The organism is Blautia wexlerae DSM 19850 (assembly GCF_025148125.1).
GTDB classification, from domain to species: domain Bacteria; phylum Bacillota; class Clostridia; order Lachnospirales; family Lachnospiraceae; genus Blautia_A; species Blautia_A wexlerae.
The window spans coordinates 2,776,813-2,791,780 of the sequence record NZ_CP102267.1 but is presented as its reverse complement, the minus strand read 5'-3'; the positions used below and the strand labels follow the sequence as shown (position 1 = coordinate 2,791,780).

Annotated in this window: 18 protein-coding genes; 17 read left to right on the top strand and 1 reads right to left on the bottom strand. The window is 42.9% G+C overall.

Translation table 11 applies throughout. From position 1 onward, the window contains the following. Positions 1–49 precede the first annotated feature (49 nt). The 9 genes from NQ550_RS12910 to NQ550_RS12870 all read left to right on the top strand — a co-directional run bounded on the left by NQ550_RS12910 (position 50) and on the right by NQ550_RS12870 (position 7,116). Positions 50–469 (top strand): hypothetical protein, encoded by a 420-nt coding sequence (locus NQ550_RS12910; RefSeq protein ID WP_226852799.1) that lies wholly within the window; start codon positions 50–52, stop codon positions 467–469. Between the two features lie 46 nt (positions 470–515). Next, on the top strand, positions 516–770 hold the full coding sequence (locus NQ550_RS12905; protein ID WP_025579820.1) for a replication initiator protein A: 255 nt from the start codon (positions 516–518) through the stop codon (positions 768–770). Beyond that, positions 770–1,585, top strand: coding sequence for an ATP-binding protein (locus tag NQ550_RS12900; RefSeq protein ID WP_008703775.1), 816 nt, complete (start codon positions 770–772; stop codon positions 1,583–1,585). Before NQ550_RS12905 ends, NQ550_RS12900 begins: the two co-directional genes overlap by 1 nt. Next, complete coding sequence (locus NQ550_RS12895) at positions 1,582–1,791, top strand: MerR family transcriptional regulator (protein ID WP_025579822.1); 210 nt, start codon at positions 1,582–1,584, stop codon at positions 1,789–1,791. The genes NQ550_RS12900 and NQ550_RS12895 overlap by 4 nt, the downstream gene beginning before the upstream one ends. A 135-nt stretch (positions 1,792–1,926) precedes the next feature. Next, entirely contained in the window at positions 1,927–3,126 is a 1,200-nt protein-coding gene (locus tag NQ550_RS12890) for a site-specific integrase (protein WP_025579823.1), read from the top strand. 366 nt (positions 3,127–3,492) lie between these two features. Beyond that, complete coding sequence (locus NQ550_RS12885; RefSeq protein WP_025579824.1) at positions 3,493–3,876, top strand: TnpV protein; 384 nt, start codon at positions 3,493–3,495, stop codon at positions 3,874–3,876. A gap of 515 nt (positions 3,877–4,391) precedes the next feature. Then, entirely contained in the window at positions 4,392–5,690 is a 1,299-nt protein-coding gene (ltrA, locus tag NQ550_RS12880) for a group II intron reverse transcriptase/maturase (protein ID WP_025579826.1), read from the top strand. A gap of 110 nt (positions 5,691–5,800) precedes the next feature. Next, positions 5,801–6,418, top strand: coding sequence for a Type 1 glutamine amidotransferase-like domain-containing protein (locus NQ550_RS12875; RefSeq protein ID WP_025579828.1), 618 nt, complete (start codon positions 5,801–5,803; stop codon positions 6,416–6,418). 47 nt (positions 6,419–6,465) lie between these two features. Then, positions 6,466–7,116, top strand: coding sequence for a hypothetical protein (locus tag NQ550_RS12870; protein ID WP_025579830.1), 651 nt, complete (start codon positions 6,466–6,468; stop codon positions 7,114–7,116). 95 nt (positions 7,117–7,211) lie between these two features. On the opposite strand, the gene NQ550_RS12865 is transcribed toward NQ550_RS12870, so the two are convergent. Beyond that, positions 7,212–8,018 carry a helix-turn-helix domain-containing protein gene (locus tag NQ550_RS12865; RefSeq protein WP_025579832.1) on the bottom strand — a complete coding sequence of 269 codons (807 nt, stop codon included), beginning with the start codon at positions 8,016–8,018 and terminating at the stop codon, positions 7,212–7,214. Positions 8,019–8,501: 483 nt separating this feature from the next. Between NQ550_RS12865 and NQ550_RS12860 the strand changes: the two genes are divergently transcribed. From NQ550_RS12860 to NQ550_RS12825, 8 genes are all read left to right on the top strand, one after another. After that, positions 8,502–8,690 (top strand): hypothetical protein, encoded by a 189-nt coding sequence (locus tag NQ550_RS12860; protein WP_055058411.1) that lies wholly within the window; start codon positions 8,502–8,504, stop codon positions 8,688–8,690. Further along, a complete protein-coding gene (locus tag NQ550_RS12855; protein WP_025579836.1) occupies positions 8,687–9,028 on the top strand; it encodes a DeoR family transcriptional regulator in 342 nt (113 codons plus the stop codon). Before NQ550_RS12860 ends, NQ550_RS12855 begins: the two co-directional genes overlap by 4 nt. Next, complete coding sequence (locus tag NQ550_RS12850) at positions 9,021–9,317, top strand: DUF3847 domain-containing protein (RefSeq protein ID WP_025579837.1); 297 nt, start codon at positions 9,021–9,023, stop codon at positions 9,315–9,317. The genes NQ550_RS12855 and NQ550_RS12850 overlap by 8 nt, the downstream gene beginning before the upstream one ends. 306 nt (positions 9,318–9,623) lie before the next feature. Beyond that, positions 9,624–10,634: a C45 family autoproteolytic acyltransferase/hydolase gene (locus tag NQ550_RS12845; RefSeq protein WP_025579839.1), complete on the top strand. Its 1,011-nt coding sequence runs from the start codon at positions 9,624–9,626 to the stop codon at positions 10,632–10,634. A gap of 157 nt (positions 10,635–10,791) precedes the next feature. Further along, on the top strand, positions 10,792–12,372 hold the full coding sequence (gene mobQ, locus NQ550_RS12840) for a MobQ family relaxase (protein WP_025579841.1): 1,581 nt from the start codon (positions 10,792–10,794) through the stop codon (positions 12,370–12,372). Between the two features lie 64 nt (positions 12,373–12,436). Next, a complete protein-coding gene (locus NQ550_RS12835; protein ID WP_025579842.1) occupies positions 12,437–13,081 on the top strand; it encodes a CHC2 zinc finger domain-containing protein in 645 nt (214 codons plus the stop codon). Then, positions 13,050–14,387 (top strand): virulence-associated E family protein, encoded by a 1,338-nt coding sequence (locus NQ550_RS12830; RefSeq protein ID WP_025579843.1) that lies wholly within the window; start codon positions 13,050–13,052, stop codon positions 14,385–14,387. The genes NQ550_RS12835 and NQ550_RS12830 overlap by 32 nt, the downstream gene beginning before the upstream one ends. A gap of 241 nt (positions 14,388–14,628) precedes the next feature. After that, positions 14,629–14,862, top strand: a complete 234-nt coding sequence (locus NQ550_RS12825) for an excisionase (protein ID WP_016218019.1) — start codon at positions 14,629–14,631, stop codon at positions 14,860–14,862. The last annotated feature ends 106 nt before the right edge of the window (positions 14,863–14,968 follow it).

Sequence of the window (14,968 nt, the reverse complement as noted above, 5' to 3'; positions counted from 1 at the left end):
GCTCAAATGGCGAAAGTGCCCATTTGGGCCTATTATTGCATGAATTCATATGTTACATCCAGAGCAAGATCCACCCGTGTATTACAGTATTGTCATTTTGACAATTTTGTATTACTTACGAGTAGCAGACTTGATGGGGATTACGTCCCCATACCCACGTGAAAATATAATTGCAGGCAATTACATTTTAGCAGATACGCAAGCGTTTCTGAGTAAGTGTCACAGACAACAAAATAAGGAAATTTTGATAAGGCATTCACCTGGAATAGGTGAGTGTTTTTTGTTTTCAAATATTCAATTAACCGAAAAAATTAAAAAAATTTCATCAGGGGGCTGTAAAAATGCCTCTCAGCGTTTCGTATTAATGAAAGGGTATTTAGGCGGGAAAAATAAAAAACTTTCCTCAAGAGCCTGTATTTATGCCCTTCATCTTTTGAATATATGTAAGGACATTTTTGAGCCGGCATAAAAATGATTTTTACAATAATTAGAAACAGAAATGAGGCGAGAAAAGAATCAAATATGAATACATGAAGGAGTCAGAGCAGATGCTTCAGTACTTCCAGTTTCCGAAGTTTTTATTAAAGCTGCGAATTTCTCAAACTGCAAAATTCCTTTATATGATTTTGTATGACCGGGCACGGATATCGAGAAAGAATAGCTGGATAGACAAGTATGGAAATGTGGCACCTAGTAAAGTAACTGAGAAATATAAAAGTAATAAATATCATGAAGTAAATTATTGCTATGGGGAAGGAGAGAGTTTGTGATGAGAGAAGAAGATACTGTATGTGTAGGCAGTGATGGCTTGAAATACTGCAAAGTCTGTGGGGAAGCGAAAGAAGCATTTTTCCCCAAGGGTGGATTTATGGGAATGAAGAAACATTCCAGGCAATGTGCCTGTGACAGAAAAGTATATGAAGAAGAACAAAAATATTTTAAAGACAAAGAGCACCGGGAATTAGTCAGCAGAAATACAAGTATCTGTTTTGACGAGAGCAGAATGGAAGAGTGGACATTTGAGAATGCAGATATGTCAGATACGGTAATGCATAGAGCAAAAAAATATGTTGATAACTGGGAGGAAATGAAAAGAAATCATATAGGCTGTTTGTTCTGGGGACCGGTTGGTACCGGGAAAAGTTTTATTGCGGGGTGCATTGCCAATGAACTTCTTAAGCAAGAAGTAATGGTAAAGATGACAAATTTCAATACCATTATTGATGATATATTTCCACTGGCAGACAAAACGGAATATATCAATGCATTGGCGTCTTATCAGCTTTTGATTATTGATGATCTTGGAGTGGAACGAAATTCAGAATATGCGTTAGGAATTATTTTTAGCGTCATAGATCGAAGAATCCGTTCAGGACGACCTTTGATCATTACGACCAATCTTCCGCTGAAAGAAATAAAAAACGAGACCATGTTAGATAAAAGACGTATCTATGACCGTATTTTAGAAATGTGTACGCCTATGTATGTTGGAGGCACAAGTAAGAGAGAAGTGATTGCAAGTATGAAAATGGAGAAAGCGAAAACGTTGTTGAATACAAACAGAGGGGAGGAGGACTGCGAATGAATCATACAGAAAAAACAATACCTGTTTGGGAGAAATATTCTTTAAATGTATCCGAAGCAGCAGAATATTACGGAATTGGAGAAAAGAGATTGAGACAAATCGCAGGTGAAAATGAGGGAGCGGATTTCATTTTGGAAGTAGGTTCTCATATTCGATTCAAAAGGAAATTGTTTGAAGATTATCTGGATACAGCCAGCACAGTTTAAGTGACAGAATAGAAGAAATAGTAATGAAAATAATGTTCATTTTATCTTAGCGAAGGAAAGGTCTTGTGGTATAATGAATAAACCGAGACGGTCTTCCAAGTTAAATGAACATTTGATGAAGGAGACTAAAATATTATGAGTGAAAAAAGGAGAGATCATAGAGGACGTATATTACACAATGGAGAAATACAGTTATCTGATGGCAGATATCGATTTAAGTATGTCGATGAGATGGGAAAGGAGCGCTGCGTATATAGCTGGCGCTTAGACCATAACGATGCAACTCCGAAAGGAAAGCGCCGTACTTTGTCGCTTCGGGAGATGGAGAAGAAAATCCAGGCGGACCATTTTGAGCAGATTGCAACAAATGGCGGAAATATGACGGTACTGGAACTGGTTGAAAAATATACATCAACAAAAACCGGTGTCAGACCTACTACAGTTGCAGGATACGGAACAGTTAGCAATTTATTGAAGAAAGATCCATTTGGAAAAAGAAGGATTGATACGGTTCGGATTTCGGATGCAAAATGTTGGCTGATACATCTTCAGCAGGTAGAAAAGAAAAGTTATAGTTCCATCCATTCAATCCGAGGAGTTCTTCGTCCGGCATTTCAGTTGGCAGTGGATGATGACCTGATCAGGAAAAATTCATTTCAGTTTCAGCTAATGGAAGTGGTTGTGAATGACAGTGTGACAAGAGAGGCAATCAGCAGGGCTGAGGAACGAAAGTTCCTGCGGTTTGTGAAGGAGGATCCTCATTTTTGCAGGTATTATGAGGGGATTTACATATTATTTAAAACCGGCCTTCGCATCTCGGAATTTTGTGGTTTGACCATTTCTGACATTGATTTTAAGGAGCATACGATCAACATCGATCATCAATTGCAGAAAAAATCAAAAATCGGATATTATATTCAAGAGACTAAAACAACCAGCGGAACGAGAAAGATACCTATGACTGCAGATGTAGAGGAATGCTTTCGGAAAATAATAGAAAAACGAAACCCACCCAAAGCAGAACCTATGGTAGATGGAAAAAGTGGATTCTTATACTTTGATAAAAATGAAAGTATCTGTTATTCCCTGCACTGGGAGCATTATTTCCAACACATCATTCAGAAGTATAATAATACTTACAAAGTACAGATGCCTGTCATTACACCGCATGTATGCCGACACACCTATTGCTCAAATATGGCAAAATCCGGAATGAATCCAAAAGCATTGCAATATTTGATGGGCCACTCAGATATCAGCGTAACGCTGAATACATATACGCATGTAAATCTTGAGGATGCCAGGGAAGAAGTTGCCCGGATTCAGGTTGTGTAATTACGATTTTTAATTGAAAATAGCAAGGTGTAAAATGGAAAAACATACACCTTATTTTACACCTTTTGCTGACGATATTATGCGAAAATAAACCAGGTTATGCCAGAAAGCAAAAATTTACAAAGGCTTACAAAGCCCGAAAAACCAAGAAAAACTAAGAAATGCGAGGTTATGCAACAATGATAAAAGTACTATTTATCTGCCACGGCAGGATTTACTGTTCGTGAGAAAAAGTCTTAAATCGTCTTAAATACTTCTATAAATAGCATTTCTTGTGTTCAATTCTCGATTTTACCAATGATTTACCAATATTTCTGGAGAGTCAGACTTGCAGAAACAACAAACCAGAATGAGGAGATTAAAAATATGAGCGGATTAAAGAAACACATTTATGAAGAGAAAAACGGACTGCATTACACTCTGAATGGAGATTATTATTTACCAGATTTGAAATTGCCGGAGGAACACCGCCCTATCGGAAAGTACGGACGGATGCACCGGGAATATTTAAGAGAAGTCCACCCAGCCAGATTGAATACATTGACCCTGACAGGGGAATTATGGACATATCTTGCAGATCTGAACGAACAGGCACAGAAGCGATTAGATACAATCATAGAGCAGATGAAAGCTGCTGAGGGGGTCACAGAAGAATTAAAGAGTATCTGTCAGATGGAATGGGTGCAGCGTTGCAATAACATTCACAATCGGGCAGAAGAAATTGTTTTGCATGAGATGATTTATTCATAACGGTATGGTAGAATGATTATGATAAATCGGAGTTGTGCGCCCAGATAAGGGCGAGTAGTCTAGCAGGTGGAATGCCTGTCTGGTAAGGCCTAACCAACCGCCAGTAGCGAGTCTTGGGTGACTGTCAGTAATGGTAGTTGCTAAGCGTAGACAGCGAGAAAATAGAGAGTGTGATTGAGCCTCGAAATTTTGACATTTAGAAGGCTGACGTTCTAATTTCGACGGAAAGCAATACAAATCAATTCGCATTGGTGAGAAATGGTTTGCTTCTGCGGGGTCAAAGAGCACTTTATGTTTTACATTGTGATTATTCAGTCAACTGGGGAGAGCCTATTGTTTCTTGCCATTGCAAGTATGGCAAACAACTGCAAAACAGGAGAATGTCAAAAGAACAGTAGGCAGTCGGATAGCTTCATAGTACTGAAGAAGTTGGGTAATGCCAACGGAGGAAAGGGAGCTACATAATAATGGTCTTTCTGAGGACACATCAACCGTACTCAGGGACGGAGGTATTGATGGAAACGAAATTAGAAAGAATAGCAGAAATATCGGCAAATTCGCCGGGACCAGAGTTCACATCGTTGTATCATCTAATCAATAAAGAAATGCTTTTGCAATGTCACAAAGAATTAGACGGAAACAAAGCAGTCGGTGTTGATGAGATTACTAAGAAAGAGTACGGGAGAAATCTGGAGCAAAACTTAGATGACTTGGTAGAAAGACTGAAAAGAAAATCATACAAACCACAGCCATCAATTAGGGTATATATCCCTAAAAGCAATGGAAAACTTCGACCATTAGGAATTGCATGCTATGAGGACAAAATAGTCCAATTAGCATTAAAGAAGATATTGGAAGCTATCTATGAACCGAGATTTCTGAACTGCATGTACGGATTCAGACCAAATCGAGGATGTCATAACGCAATAAAAGAACTGTGTAAGAGATTAAACAACACGAAAATCTGCTATATTGTGGATACTGACATCAAAGGATTCTTCGACCATATGAAGCATGAATGGATTATCAAGTTTCTCAAACTTTATATTAAAGACCCCAACATAATTGGTCTTGTCAAGAAGTATCTTAAAGTGGGAGTGCTGGATAATGGTGAACTTATGGCGAATGAAGAAGGTTCAGCTCAAGGCAATATCATAAGTCCAATCCTAGCAAACATATATATGCACAATGTATTGACACTATGGTATAAGTTTATTATTACCAAAGAATGCAAGGGAGATAACTTTCTAATTGTATATGCAGATGATTTTGTTGCAGGATTTCAATATAAATGGGAAGCAGAGAATTACTACAAGCTTCTTAAAGAACGAATGGAAAAGTTCGGTTTGCAATTAGAAGACAGTAAAAGTCGTCTCTTACAAAGCGGTGCTTATATTGCAAGGGCAAAGCAAAAGAGCGGTGAGTGTATCAGATTACAAACATTTGATTTTCTGGGATTCACATTCTATTGTGGGCGTTCACGCAAAGGCATGCCATATATAATGCCAAAGACAAGCTCTAAGAAATTCAGACAGAAAATTCGAGACATCAAGGTATGGTTATATGCGAATAGAGACCAACCGCTAAAGAAACTAATGGGTATGCTAAATCTGAAACTAATAGGCCATTATAGGTACTATGGCATAAGTTTTAATGGCAGAATGATTTCAAACTACAAACAACAAGTGAGAGAACTTCTGTTTAAGGTGCTGAATAGACGAAGTGACAGAAAGAGTTATACAAGAGAAGGATTCATTGAAATGCTGAAATATTATCCATTGGCAATGCCAAAGATTTATGTCAGCTTGTTTTGAGACTGTAAATATTATTATGAAGAGCCGTATGCGGGAAAGCCGCACGTACGGTTCTGTGAGGGGCTTACATTGTGAGGTGTAAGTCTACTCGACTGACGAGGTAAAAGAATATGAATGGAAAACATCTATTTCTTACATCTGCAGGGTTGACCGATAAGATGAAAGAGAAATTCTTTGATATTATTGGAAAGTGTCCGAAGGATGTGAAAGTGCTTTATATTCCAACAGCTGGCATTGAAACAGATGGTGCAAGAGAGTCGCTTGCAATATGTTTTCATGAACTCTTTCTAATGGGAATTCAGTACGAAAATATATTAGTGTACAATCTGGAATTAATTCTTTCAAAAGACTATCAAAGAACCTATTCTTCGTATGTTACAACCCCGTTTATGCTTACAAGGCTATTAACTTTTGAAGAATTAAACCAATTTGATGCTGTTTTTGTCAGTGGTGGTGATGTATCTGTGCTTTGTCGTGAAATGTCTAGAACTGGTTTTGATAGAATACTTAATAATGCAATTAAAAACGGACTTATATATGTCGGAATCAGTGCAGGAAGTATGTATGCGGCGGGAAATTTAACAGATGGATTACATATTATTGACAATCCTATTATCCCCCATTGGAATGGTTCTGAAACAACAGTATTACCGAACGGCAAAGAAGAGATTAAGCTTGCTGATGGAAAAGCTGTTTATGTAGAGGATAATTACATGAGTGTAATATGATGCACATGTAGGATTAGTCAAATTCCAATTTGCGAGGATGAACACTTATGAAAGAAAAAAGCAAAAGTGAAGTTTCAATAATAGGTGGTGCAGATGGCCCAACAAGTATTTTTATAGCTGGCAGAACACGGAAAAAGCCTCTAAAAGTAAGGATACGAAATATTATCTACAGATATAGACGTAAGATAGTAGAGAAGAAAGTGGTTGCAGATTCACATACTCTTGATGAATTGGTACAATATGCAATGAATACCTACAATCTAATTGAAACTAATTCAACTGAGAGAAAATATATTGAACAACAAAAAAACCTAAAGGAGAGTTTGATTTTACAGCATAAACCAGAAGTTTTAGGTGAAATGAAGGATATTCCAAAGCCGGATGTTTCTAATGAAGAATCTGTCAGAGAATATTTTTGTAAAATAAAGACTCGAAGCGAAATGATTGCCGAAATGCCAGATAATGTAATTCCTATGAACTTTCATCTATATGAAATAAGAATCGGTGATGATTCTCTTGAGATGGAGATAGATTATATTTGGAATATATTCGGTATATCTTATTCTGGAAACAAGAAAGTAATGAAACAGTTTGAGAAAATTTCAAAAGATTTGTATATCTATTATGGTGTTAGTGAAGATGATATTAAGAAAAAGACAGAAAGATATTTATCATTGGTAACGGCATTAAGTTCATAAATTCCAGCCTGTCTTTCTGAAATTTCAACTGAATAACCACAGCATAAACCGCTGCTACATGGAAGCTAACACAACCATGCAACAGCGGTTTTTTGTTACCGTTTTTTCCTCTGGCTGATAGGCGTTCCCATTTTCTTTGATTTTTTGAGAATCCGAATGAGCCAGCGGAATTCTTCTTCCGACAGATTTTTATAGTTGATACCGAGTTGCTTGCAATAAAGGATGACCAGCTTTTCATCCCGACTACCCTTGAAATTTTCGACCGCTTCCAGATTTTCTTTCAGTTCATCGGCAACGGTGGTCTGTGGGGCACTTTCACTATCTTTTTTGTGGGCTTCCCGAATATCCCGGATAATGAGGTTGAGATCATCCAGCACCATGTGGCTGAAATATTCATCATCGCTGATATGGGCGGCTTGTAGCACTTTCAAATGGGGGTCATCTTCGCCGGGGCGATACCGTTCAATGATTTCATGCCGGACAGTATCGACAAGGGCGTTGAGGTTTTGAATCTGCATGGTGGCAATCCCATCTACATAAATCTCAATATCCGCAAGAAACTTGATAAAATCCTTATGAGTGGCAAGCTCACAGAGCAGACGGTTGTTAATTCGACCGCTTTTCAAAAGTGCCACCATCTCATCGTTCAAATGAAGCCCTGTTAATGGTGTGTTGATCTGTTCCCGGTTCTCTGTCCGGCACAGCAGATAATCAACGGAAACCTCATAGAAGTCTGCCAGCGTGATAAGGTTGCCATGATTGATTTCCTTATAATCCTCTTTCTCATAACTTCCAAGAGCTGATTTGGAAATGCCCGTCAGCTCTGATAATTCTTCCAAATTTAAGCCTTTGTCCTTGCGGAGTTCCCAAAGACGTTCCTGTATGGTAGTTGCTCCTTTCATGGGCGCACGCTCCTTTCCAGCGGTTGTATTTCTGCCGCTTAACTGGATTATATCACACTTTCCGCAATCGTGGAAATTTCCGATTTTTACCCTTAATTCCTACTTTGTGGACATACGGCACAGGGCACAAAAATGTTCTATGATACAGGTAGTTCATCGATGGATTATTCCAATCGAATGACCAGCCTGTGTGGGATATGCTTCCCCGGCGATGTAGCGCCATGACTTTTGGCGGGGATATGGAGGAACCCTGACCAAAACGAGCGTACCAACGGGAGCGATACGCCGCTGTGAGATTCAGGGGAGGAACGACACCGGGGAGAACTGGCGAACTGACACCGAAATGATACCGAAACACGACAATCTGATAGGGAGATAGTCTACCCTATCGCTGATACTTCGGGAGATTTTAGGCGGCTCTATGGCTGTAATTTTGCCGAAAATCGCCCCGAAACCATACACTAAAACGGGAGGAAACACAATATGCCGAGAATGAGTAAAAAGAGGAAATATGAGCTTTCCTTTTACCTCAATGACCGGGGGCGTGTCACTTACAACGAATTATGCCGGAAATGCCAGCATGGGTGCAGGCAGAGCTTCCGGGCGGTTGTGATTGACTGCCCCCGTTATTTATCCAAACGAGCAAAGAAAAAGGAGGCACACACCGAATGAATTTTGAATTTATGACGATAGACACACCCTTGCCGCCCTGTATGCCATTTCCCAGAGCGTTGACAGGATTTCCAGTCAGCAGCACCGCAAAGGTCATGTACTGCCGGATGCTGGATGCTATGCTATCCAAAGGACAGGAGGACGAGAACGGAATCCTGTTTGTCTGCTTCCCTGTCACAGCCATTGCCGCAGTCCTGTCCCGCAGCCCCATGACGGTCAAGCGTTCTTTGAATGAACTGGAAACCGCCGGACTTATCATGCGGGTGTGTCAGGGCGTTGGAGAACCAAACAGGATTTATGTGTTGATACCGGGAAAGGAGGACGCTGCCCTTGCCTGATACCTCAAAGCTGGAAAAGCTCAACCGGGAGCTGGAGAAAAGCGAAAAGAAACTGCGAAAAGCCATCAATGATGAAAAGGTATTGCAGCACCAGTTGAAGCAGCTTACCCGAAAGGAACGGACGCACCGGCTCTGCACTCGTGGCGGTATGCTGGAAAGTTTTCTGCAAGAGCCGGAACGCCTGACAGATGATGATGTAATGCTGTTGTTGAAACTCATTTTTCACAGGAAGGACACGCAGGAACTATTGAAAACAATGCTGGAACGGGAGAAGCCGGAAACCCCTTAGTTTACTAAGGGCGCAATTATACACCGCCCAGAGGTTGGTGCATTGCGTTCTCCGAAGGCTCCTCGCCGGAGGGCTGTGATTTTTAGCAGTCATGGTCTGCTCCAAATCAAACAGGGGACGCTACGCTTCCCCTGCGCTGGCTGCCGCCAGCTACCCTTTTGTGGACTTGCCATCTGGGGACACCTTGCGTTGCAAGCTGTTCCCAGCCGACAAGTAAAATATGGCTTGACTTAAAATTTTTATTCAGTTACCCTTAGATAAGAGTTACCGGTAGCTCTTTATCTAATCAATAAGGAGCGTGTAAAAATGTATCATGCACATTTTAGGGGAACACACTACGAAGCTGGTTTTCGGTGGGGTTCCTTACTGTTAAAACACAAAAATATAATTTTAGAGAACATACCATTTGAAATCACGCAGGAACGGATTGACTATGCTTTGTCCTGCCTTCCGATTTATGAAAAGTATTACCATGAGATTGTAGAAGAAATTCAAGGTCTGGCAGATGGACAACAATGTGATGTCCGTATTTTGCAAGCTGTATTATTTAGTATGTACTCTATGCCTCCATCTTGTAATTGCTCTTGTTTTGCTTTTACAACGGAACAGGAAATTCTTCTGGGACGAAACAGTGATTTTCTGACAGAAATTGAAAGGCTAAATCAGAATGTAGTTTATAAATTGACGGATGGAGTTTATTCTTTCACAGGAAATACAACTGCTTTTATTGAGATTGAAGATGGTGTTAATGAACATGGTTTAGCTGTTGGTTTAACATCCGTCTATCCTAACCAATGCAAACCGGGATTTAACGCAGGTATGATTGTCAGATACCTGTTGGAGAAATGTAGAAATGTGTCGGAAGCTGTCTCCTGTTTATATCAATTACCGATTGCTTCAGCACAAACTTTAACCTTAGCTGATACAATGGGGGCGATAGCTGTTATAGAATGTAATGCGGAACAGATAAAAATAGAAAAAACATTGAATAGCAATATTGCTTTTGTCTGTGCAACGAACACTTTCCATCTGCCAGGAATGGTAGGCTATAACAACGATAAGATTGATAATTGGTTTGCAGAAGAACGGTATCAAACATTGTATTCAGCTTTTAGCGAAAAAAATGGAGGTTTCAATTTTCCATTTGCAGAAAAACTGTTGTCTGGAGATTATGGTTTCCTCTGTCAGTATGACAGAAGTACAGGTAAAGATACTGTCTGGTCAGTTATTTATGATATGAAACGACACAAAATTTATCGAAGTGAAGGGAATCCCAGACGACACAAATTCAAAGAAGATATTCGTTTTCAGTTTTGATTTTTCAAATTGATGTATTTCTACAACTAAATACCCGCCGCCCATACAGCGGCACACCGAGCAGGAAATCTGAAAAAGGTCTCCTGCTTTTTTTCTGCCCAAAATGAGGTGGTAAAACGCCACCCCATCCACCAATTACCGAAAGGAGGGACACGAAATGCCCTGTCCACACAACGAAATCACGATTGTTCAGCGCAGCCAGCGGCAGTCTGCGGTTGCCGCCGCTGCTTACCAAAGCGGCGAAAAGCTGTTCTGTGAATACGACCAGCAAGTAAAGCACTACCCGGAAAAGCGTGGTATCGTCCACAATGAAATCCTGCTCCCGGCAAACGCCCCACGGTCGTATGCAGACCGCAATACCTTATGGAACGCCGCCGAAGTGGTGGAAAAGCAATGGAACTCCCAGCTTGCAAGGAGGTGGGTGCTTACCATCCCAAGAGAGATACCACCCGACCAGTACGCTGTCCTTGTCAGGGAGTTTTGTGAACAGCAGTTTGTTTCAAAAGGCATGATTGCTGACTTTGCCATCCATGACCCCCATCCGCCGGGACACAATCCCCACGCCCATGTCCTGCTGACTATGAGGGCAATGGACGAACAAGGGAAATGGCTTCCCAAGAGCCGCAAGGTTTATGACCTTGACGAGAATGGGGAACGGATAAAGCTGCCGTCCGGCAGGTGGAAAAGCCATAAAGAAGATACGGTTGACTGGAACGACCAGAAGTATTGTGAAATTTGGCGGCATGAATGGGAGGTCATCCAGAACCGCTATCTGGAAGCCAATGACCGCCCGGAGCGTGTGGACTTGCGTTCCTATGCCAGACAGGGGCTTGATGTTGTCCCTACTGTCCATGAGGGTGCTGCTGTCCGGCAGATGGAAAAGCGTGGTATCCAGACGAATATCGGCAACCTGAACCGGGAAATCAGAGCCGCCAACAGTATGATGAAGTCCATCCGGCAGCTTATCCAAAACCTCAAAGGCTGGATTACCGAGCTGGGAGAAAAACGGAAAGAACTGCTTGTACAAAAGGCGGCGGAGGAAGCAACACTTCTTCCCAATCTGCTGATGAAGTATATGGAGATACGAAAGGAAGAAAGGAAGGACTGGACAAGGGCTGGACAGAACCGGGGGACTTCACAGGACTTAAAGGCAGTCAGCGAAGCCCTGTCCTATCTCCGGCAAAAGGGGCTTTCCACTGTGGAGGACTTAGAAGCATTTCTGGAATCTTCCGGGAAATCAGCCGCAGATTACCGCAATCAGATGAAGCCAAAGGAAGCCCGAAGCAAAGTGATTGACGGGATTCTTGCCAGCCGGACAGACTGCAAGGAATGTAAGCCTGTCTATGAGAAGTACCAGAAGATATTTTTTAAGAAAACAAAGGAGAAATTCAAACAGGAACACCCGGAGGTTGCCCGATATGCGAAAGCCGCCGCCTACCTTGCCAAGCACCCAGACGATAAGGACAGTACCCAAAAGGAACTGCAAGAGGAGCAGGAAAAACTTCTGGAAGAAATCGCAGAGCTGAAAGTACCGCTGACCGAGGTACAGGAGGATTTGAAGAAGCTGCGGGACATCCGCTACTGGGTACGGAAAGCCACACCCGGCACAGAGGAAAGCAAAGAGCCGCCCAAGAAGCAGCCCATCAAAGAAGTCTTGCTGGATAAGGCAGACGAGAAAAAAGCACAAAGAACTGCCCCGGCGCAGACAAAACACAAACAACAGGATATGGAACTTTAACAGGCACTTGCCATTTTCAATCAGAGAATGTCAGGTGCTTTTTTGTTTTCAAGGAGGGATAGATTTGAATGTATTTGAAGCTGTGAAGCAGTCCGTCACAACAAGACAGGCTGCGGAGCATTATGGAATCCATGTAGGTCGGAACGGGATGGCTTGCTGCCCGTTCCATCACGATAAAACCCCAAGTATGAAGCTGGATCGGCGTTACCACTGCTTCGGCTGCGGTGCTGATGGGGATGTGATTGATTTTACCGCCGCCCTGTATGGGCTGGGAAAGAAAGAAGCCGCCGTACAACTGGCACAGGACTTCGGGCTTTCCTATGAGGACTGGAAACCGCCGGGAAAGGCAAAAAAACCAAAGCCCCGGCAGAAATCCCCGGAGGAACAGTTTCAGGAAGCAAAGAGCCGCTGCTTCCGTATTCTTGCCGACTATCTCCACCTGCTCCGGGCATGGAGAAAGGAATATGCCCCGCACTCCCCGGAGGAATCCTTTCATCCCCGGTTTGTGGAAGCCTTACAGAAGCAAGACCAAGTGGAATATCTGCTGGATGTGCTGCTCTTTGGGGAAACGGAGGAAAAAGCGGCTTTGATTACGGACTACGGAAAGGATGTGATACAGCTTGAACAGCGAATGGCAGAGCTTGCAGCCGCAGACGCAGCAAGAACTAAAAAACACCATGAACGCCATGCAGCCACCCCAGAGCATTGAGGAAATCAAGGCGGGACTGGAAACTACCGAGAAAGGCGGTGTCCGTCAGAGCATACGGAACTGCCTGACCGTATTCCAGCGTGACCCGCTGCTTTCCGGGGCTATCGCATACAACATCCTGACCGACCGCAAGGACATCATAAAGCCCATCGGCTTCCATAGGGAAAGCACCGCCCTGAACGATACGGACATGAAGTATCTGCTTCTTTATCTGGAAGAAACCTATGGGCTTACCAATGAGAAAAAGATTGATAATGCCATCGGGATTGTGGCGAATGAAAACAAGTACCATCCCATCCGGGACTATCTCAATACCCTTGTGTGGGACGGGACAGAACGAATCCGTTTCTGCCTACGACACTTTCTGGGGGCTGACGCAGACGATTACACCTATGAAGCGTTGAAGCTGTTCCTGCTGGGTGCAATCTCACGAGCCTTTCAGCCGGGGTGCAAATTTGAAATCATGCTCTGTCTGGTAGGCGGTCAGGGGGCTGGCAAGTCCACTTTCTTCCGTCTGCTGGCAGTCCGGGACGAGTGGTTCTCCGATGATTTGCGGAAGCTGGACGATGACAATGTGTACCGTAAGCTGCAAGGTCACTGGATTATCGAAATGTCGGAAATGATGGCAACCGCCAACGCCAAGAGCATTGAGGAAATCAAGTCATTTTTAAGCCGGCAGAAAGAGGTTTACAAGATACCCTATGAAACCCACCCGGCAGACCGCCCCCGTCAGTGCGTGTTTGGCGGCACTTCCAATGCCCTTGACTTCCTGCCCCTTGACTGTTCCGGCAACCGCCGCTTTATCCCCGTCATGGTGTACCCGGAGCAAGCCGAGGTTCACATTTTGGAGGACGAAGCTGCTTCCAGAGCCTATATCGGGCAGATGTGGGCGGAAGCGATGGAGATTTACCGAAGCGGCAGATTCAAGCTGGCTTTCAGCCCCGCCATGCAGCGGTATCTCAAAGAACACCAGCGGGATTTTATGCCGGAGGACACCAAAGCCGGAATGATACAGGCGTATCTTGATAAGTACACCGGGAGTATGGTCTGTTCCAAGAAGCTCTACAAGGAAGCCTTGAACCATGCCTTTGACGAACCGAAGCAATGGGAAATCCGGGAAATCAACGAGATTATGAATCAGAGCATTACCGGCTGGCGGTACTTCCCGAACCCAAGAATGTTTTCCGAATATGGCAGACAAAAGGGCTGGGAGCGTGAAAACCCGGCAACGGACTCCGGCAACCCGTCTGAAAAAACGATGGACGGTTTTGTGGAGGTCGCAGAACAGATGGAGCTTCCATTCTGAAAAGGACAGCCCGTTGCACCCCCTGTTGCTATCCCGTTGCCGAGCCGGTTGCCGGGGGAAATCCCATAACTGCGGGCTTTTCTCCCTTATAACAACCAAAACAACAGAAAAATAAAAGAAAAATATAAATAGTAACTATCGCCAGATTGAGATTGTTTGCAAGGTCTTTTGAAGCCCGTTGCCGGACTTCGTTGCCGACACCCTCTGTCTGGCTGTTTTCATGTATGGAGGATAACTGCCTATGGCAAATAATAAGATGAATATTGAAGGAAAAAATTACTCGGATATTCCGGTGTGGCGTAGATATACGCTTACCATTGAGGAAGCAGCCAGATATTATCATATCGGCGAAGGAAAATTGAGAACGCTTATTGACACACATCCCAATGAGGATTTTTATGTGATGAACGGCAATCGTGCCCTCATTAAGCGTGAGAAATTTGAGAGGTATCTGGATCAGGCTACGGCTGTGTAAACAGAGCTGACAGATTTACCAATTTCACATGATATAACTATGCGGAGAGCCGGATTTGTGCTATGATAAGAGTGCAAGTCTGGCTCTCTTTTTTTGAAAGGAGAGT

Coding starts and splice junctions, on each gene's coding strand:
- NQ550_RS12910 (WP_226852799.1), top strand. CDS start 50: ATGTTACATCCAGAGCAAGATCCACCCGTGTATTACAGTATTGTCATT.
- NQ550_RS12900 (WP_008703775.1), top strand. CDS start 770: ATGAGAGAAGAAGATACTGTATGTGTAGGCAGTGATGGCTTGAAATAC.
- NQ550_RS12895 (WP_025579822.1), top strand. CDS start 1,582: ATGAATCATACAGAAAAAACAATACCTGTTTGGGAGAAATATTCTTTA.
- NQ550_RS12890 (WP_025579823.1), top strand. CDS start 1,927: ATGAGTGAAAAAAGGAGAGATCATAGAGGACGTATATTACACAATGGA.
- NQ550_RS12885 (WP_025579824.1), top strand. CDS start 3,493: ATGAGCGGATTAAAGAAACACATTTATGAAGAGAAAAACGGACTGCAT.
- ltrA (WP_025579826.1), top strand. CDS start 4,392: ATGGAAACGAAATTAGAAAGAATAGCAGAAATATCGGCAAATTCGCCG.
- NQ550_RS12875 (WP_025579828.1), top strand. CDS start 5,801: ATGAATGGAAAACATCTATTTCTTACATCTGCAGGGTTGACCGATAAG.
- NQ550_RS12870 (WP_025579830.1), top strand. CDS start 6,466: ATGAAAGAAAAAAGCAAAAGTGAAGTTTCAATAATAGGTGGTGCAGAT.
- NQ550_RS12865 (WP_025579832.1), bottom strand. CDS start 8,018: ATGAAAGGAGCAACTACCATACAGGAACGTCTTTGGGAACTCCGCAAG.
- NQ550_RS12860 (WP_055058411.1), top strand. CDS start 8,502: ATGCCGAGAATGAGTAAAAAGAGGAAATATGAGCTTTCCTTTTACCTC.
- NQ550_RS12855 (WP_025579836.1), top strand. CDS start 8,687: ATGAATTTTGAATTTATGACGATAGACACACCCTTGCCGCCCTGTATG.
- NQ550_RS12845 (WP_025579839.1), top strand. CDS start 9,624: ATGTATCATGCACATTTTAGGGGAACACACTACGAAGCTGGTTTTCGG.
- mobQ (WP_025579841.1), top strand. CDS start 10,792: ATGCCCTGTCCACACAACGAAATCACGATTGTTCAGCGCAGCCAGCGG.
- NQ550_RS12830 (WP_025579843.1), top strand. CDS start 13,050: ATGAACGCCATGCAGCCACCCCAGAGCATTGAGGAAATCAAGGCGGGA.
- NQ550_RS12825 (WP_016218019.1), top strand. CDS start 14,629: ATGGCAAATAATAAGATGAATATTGAAGGAAAAAATTACTCGGATATT.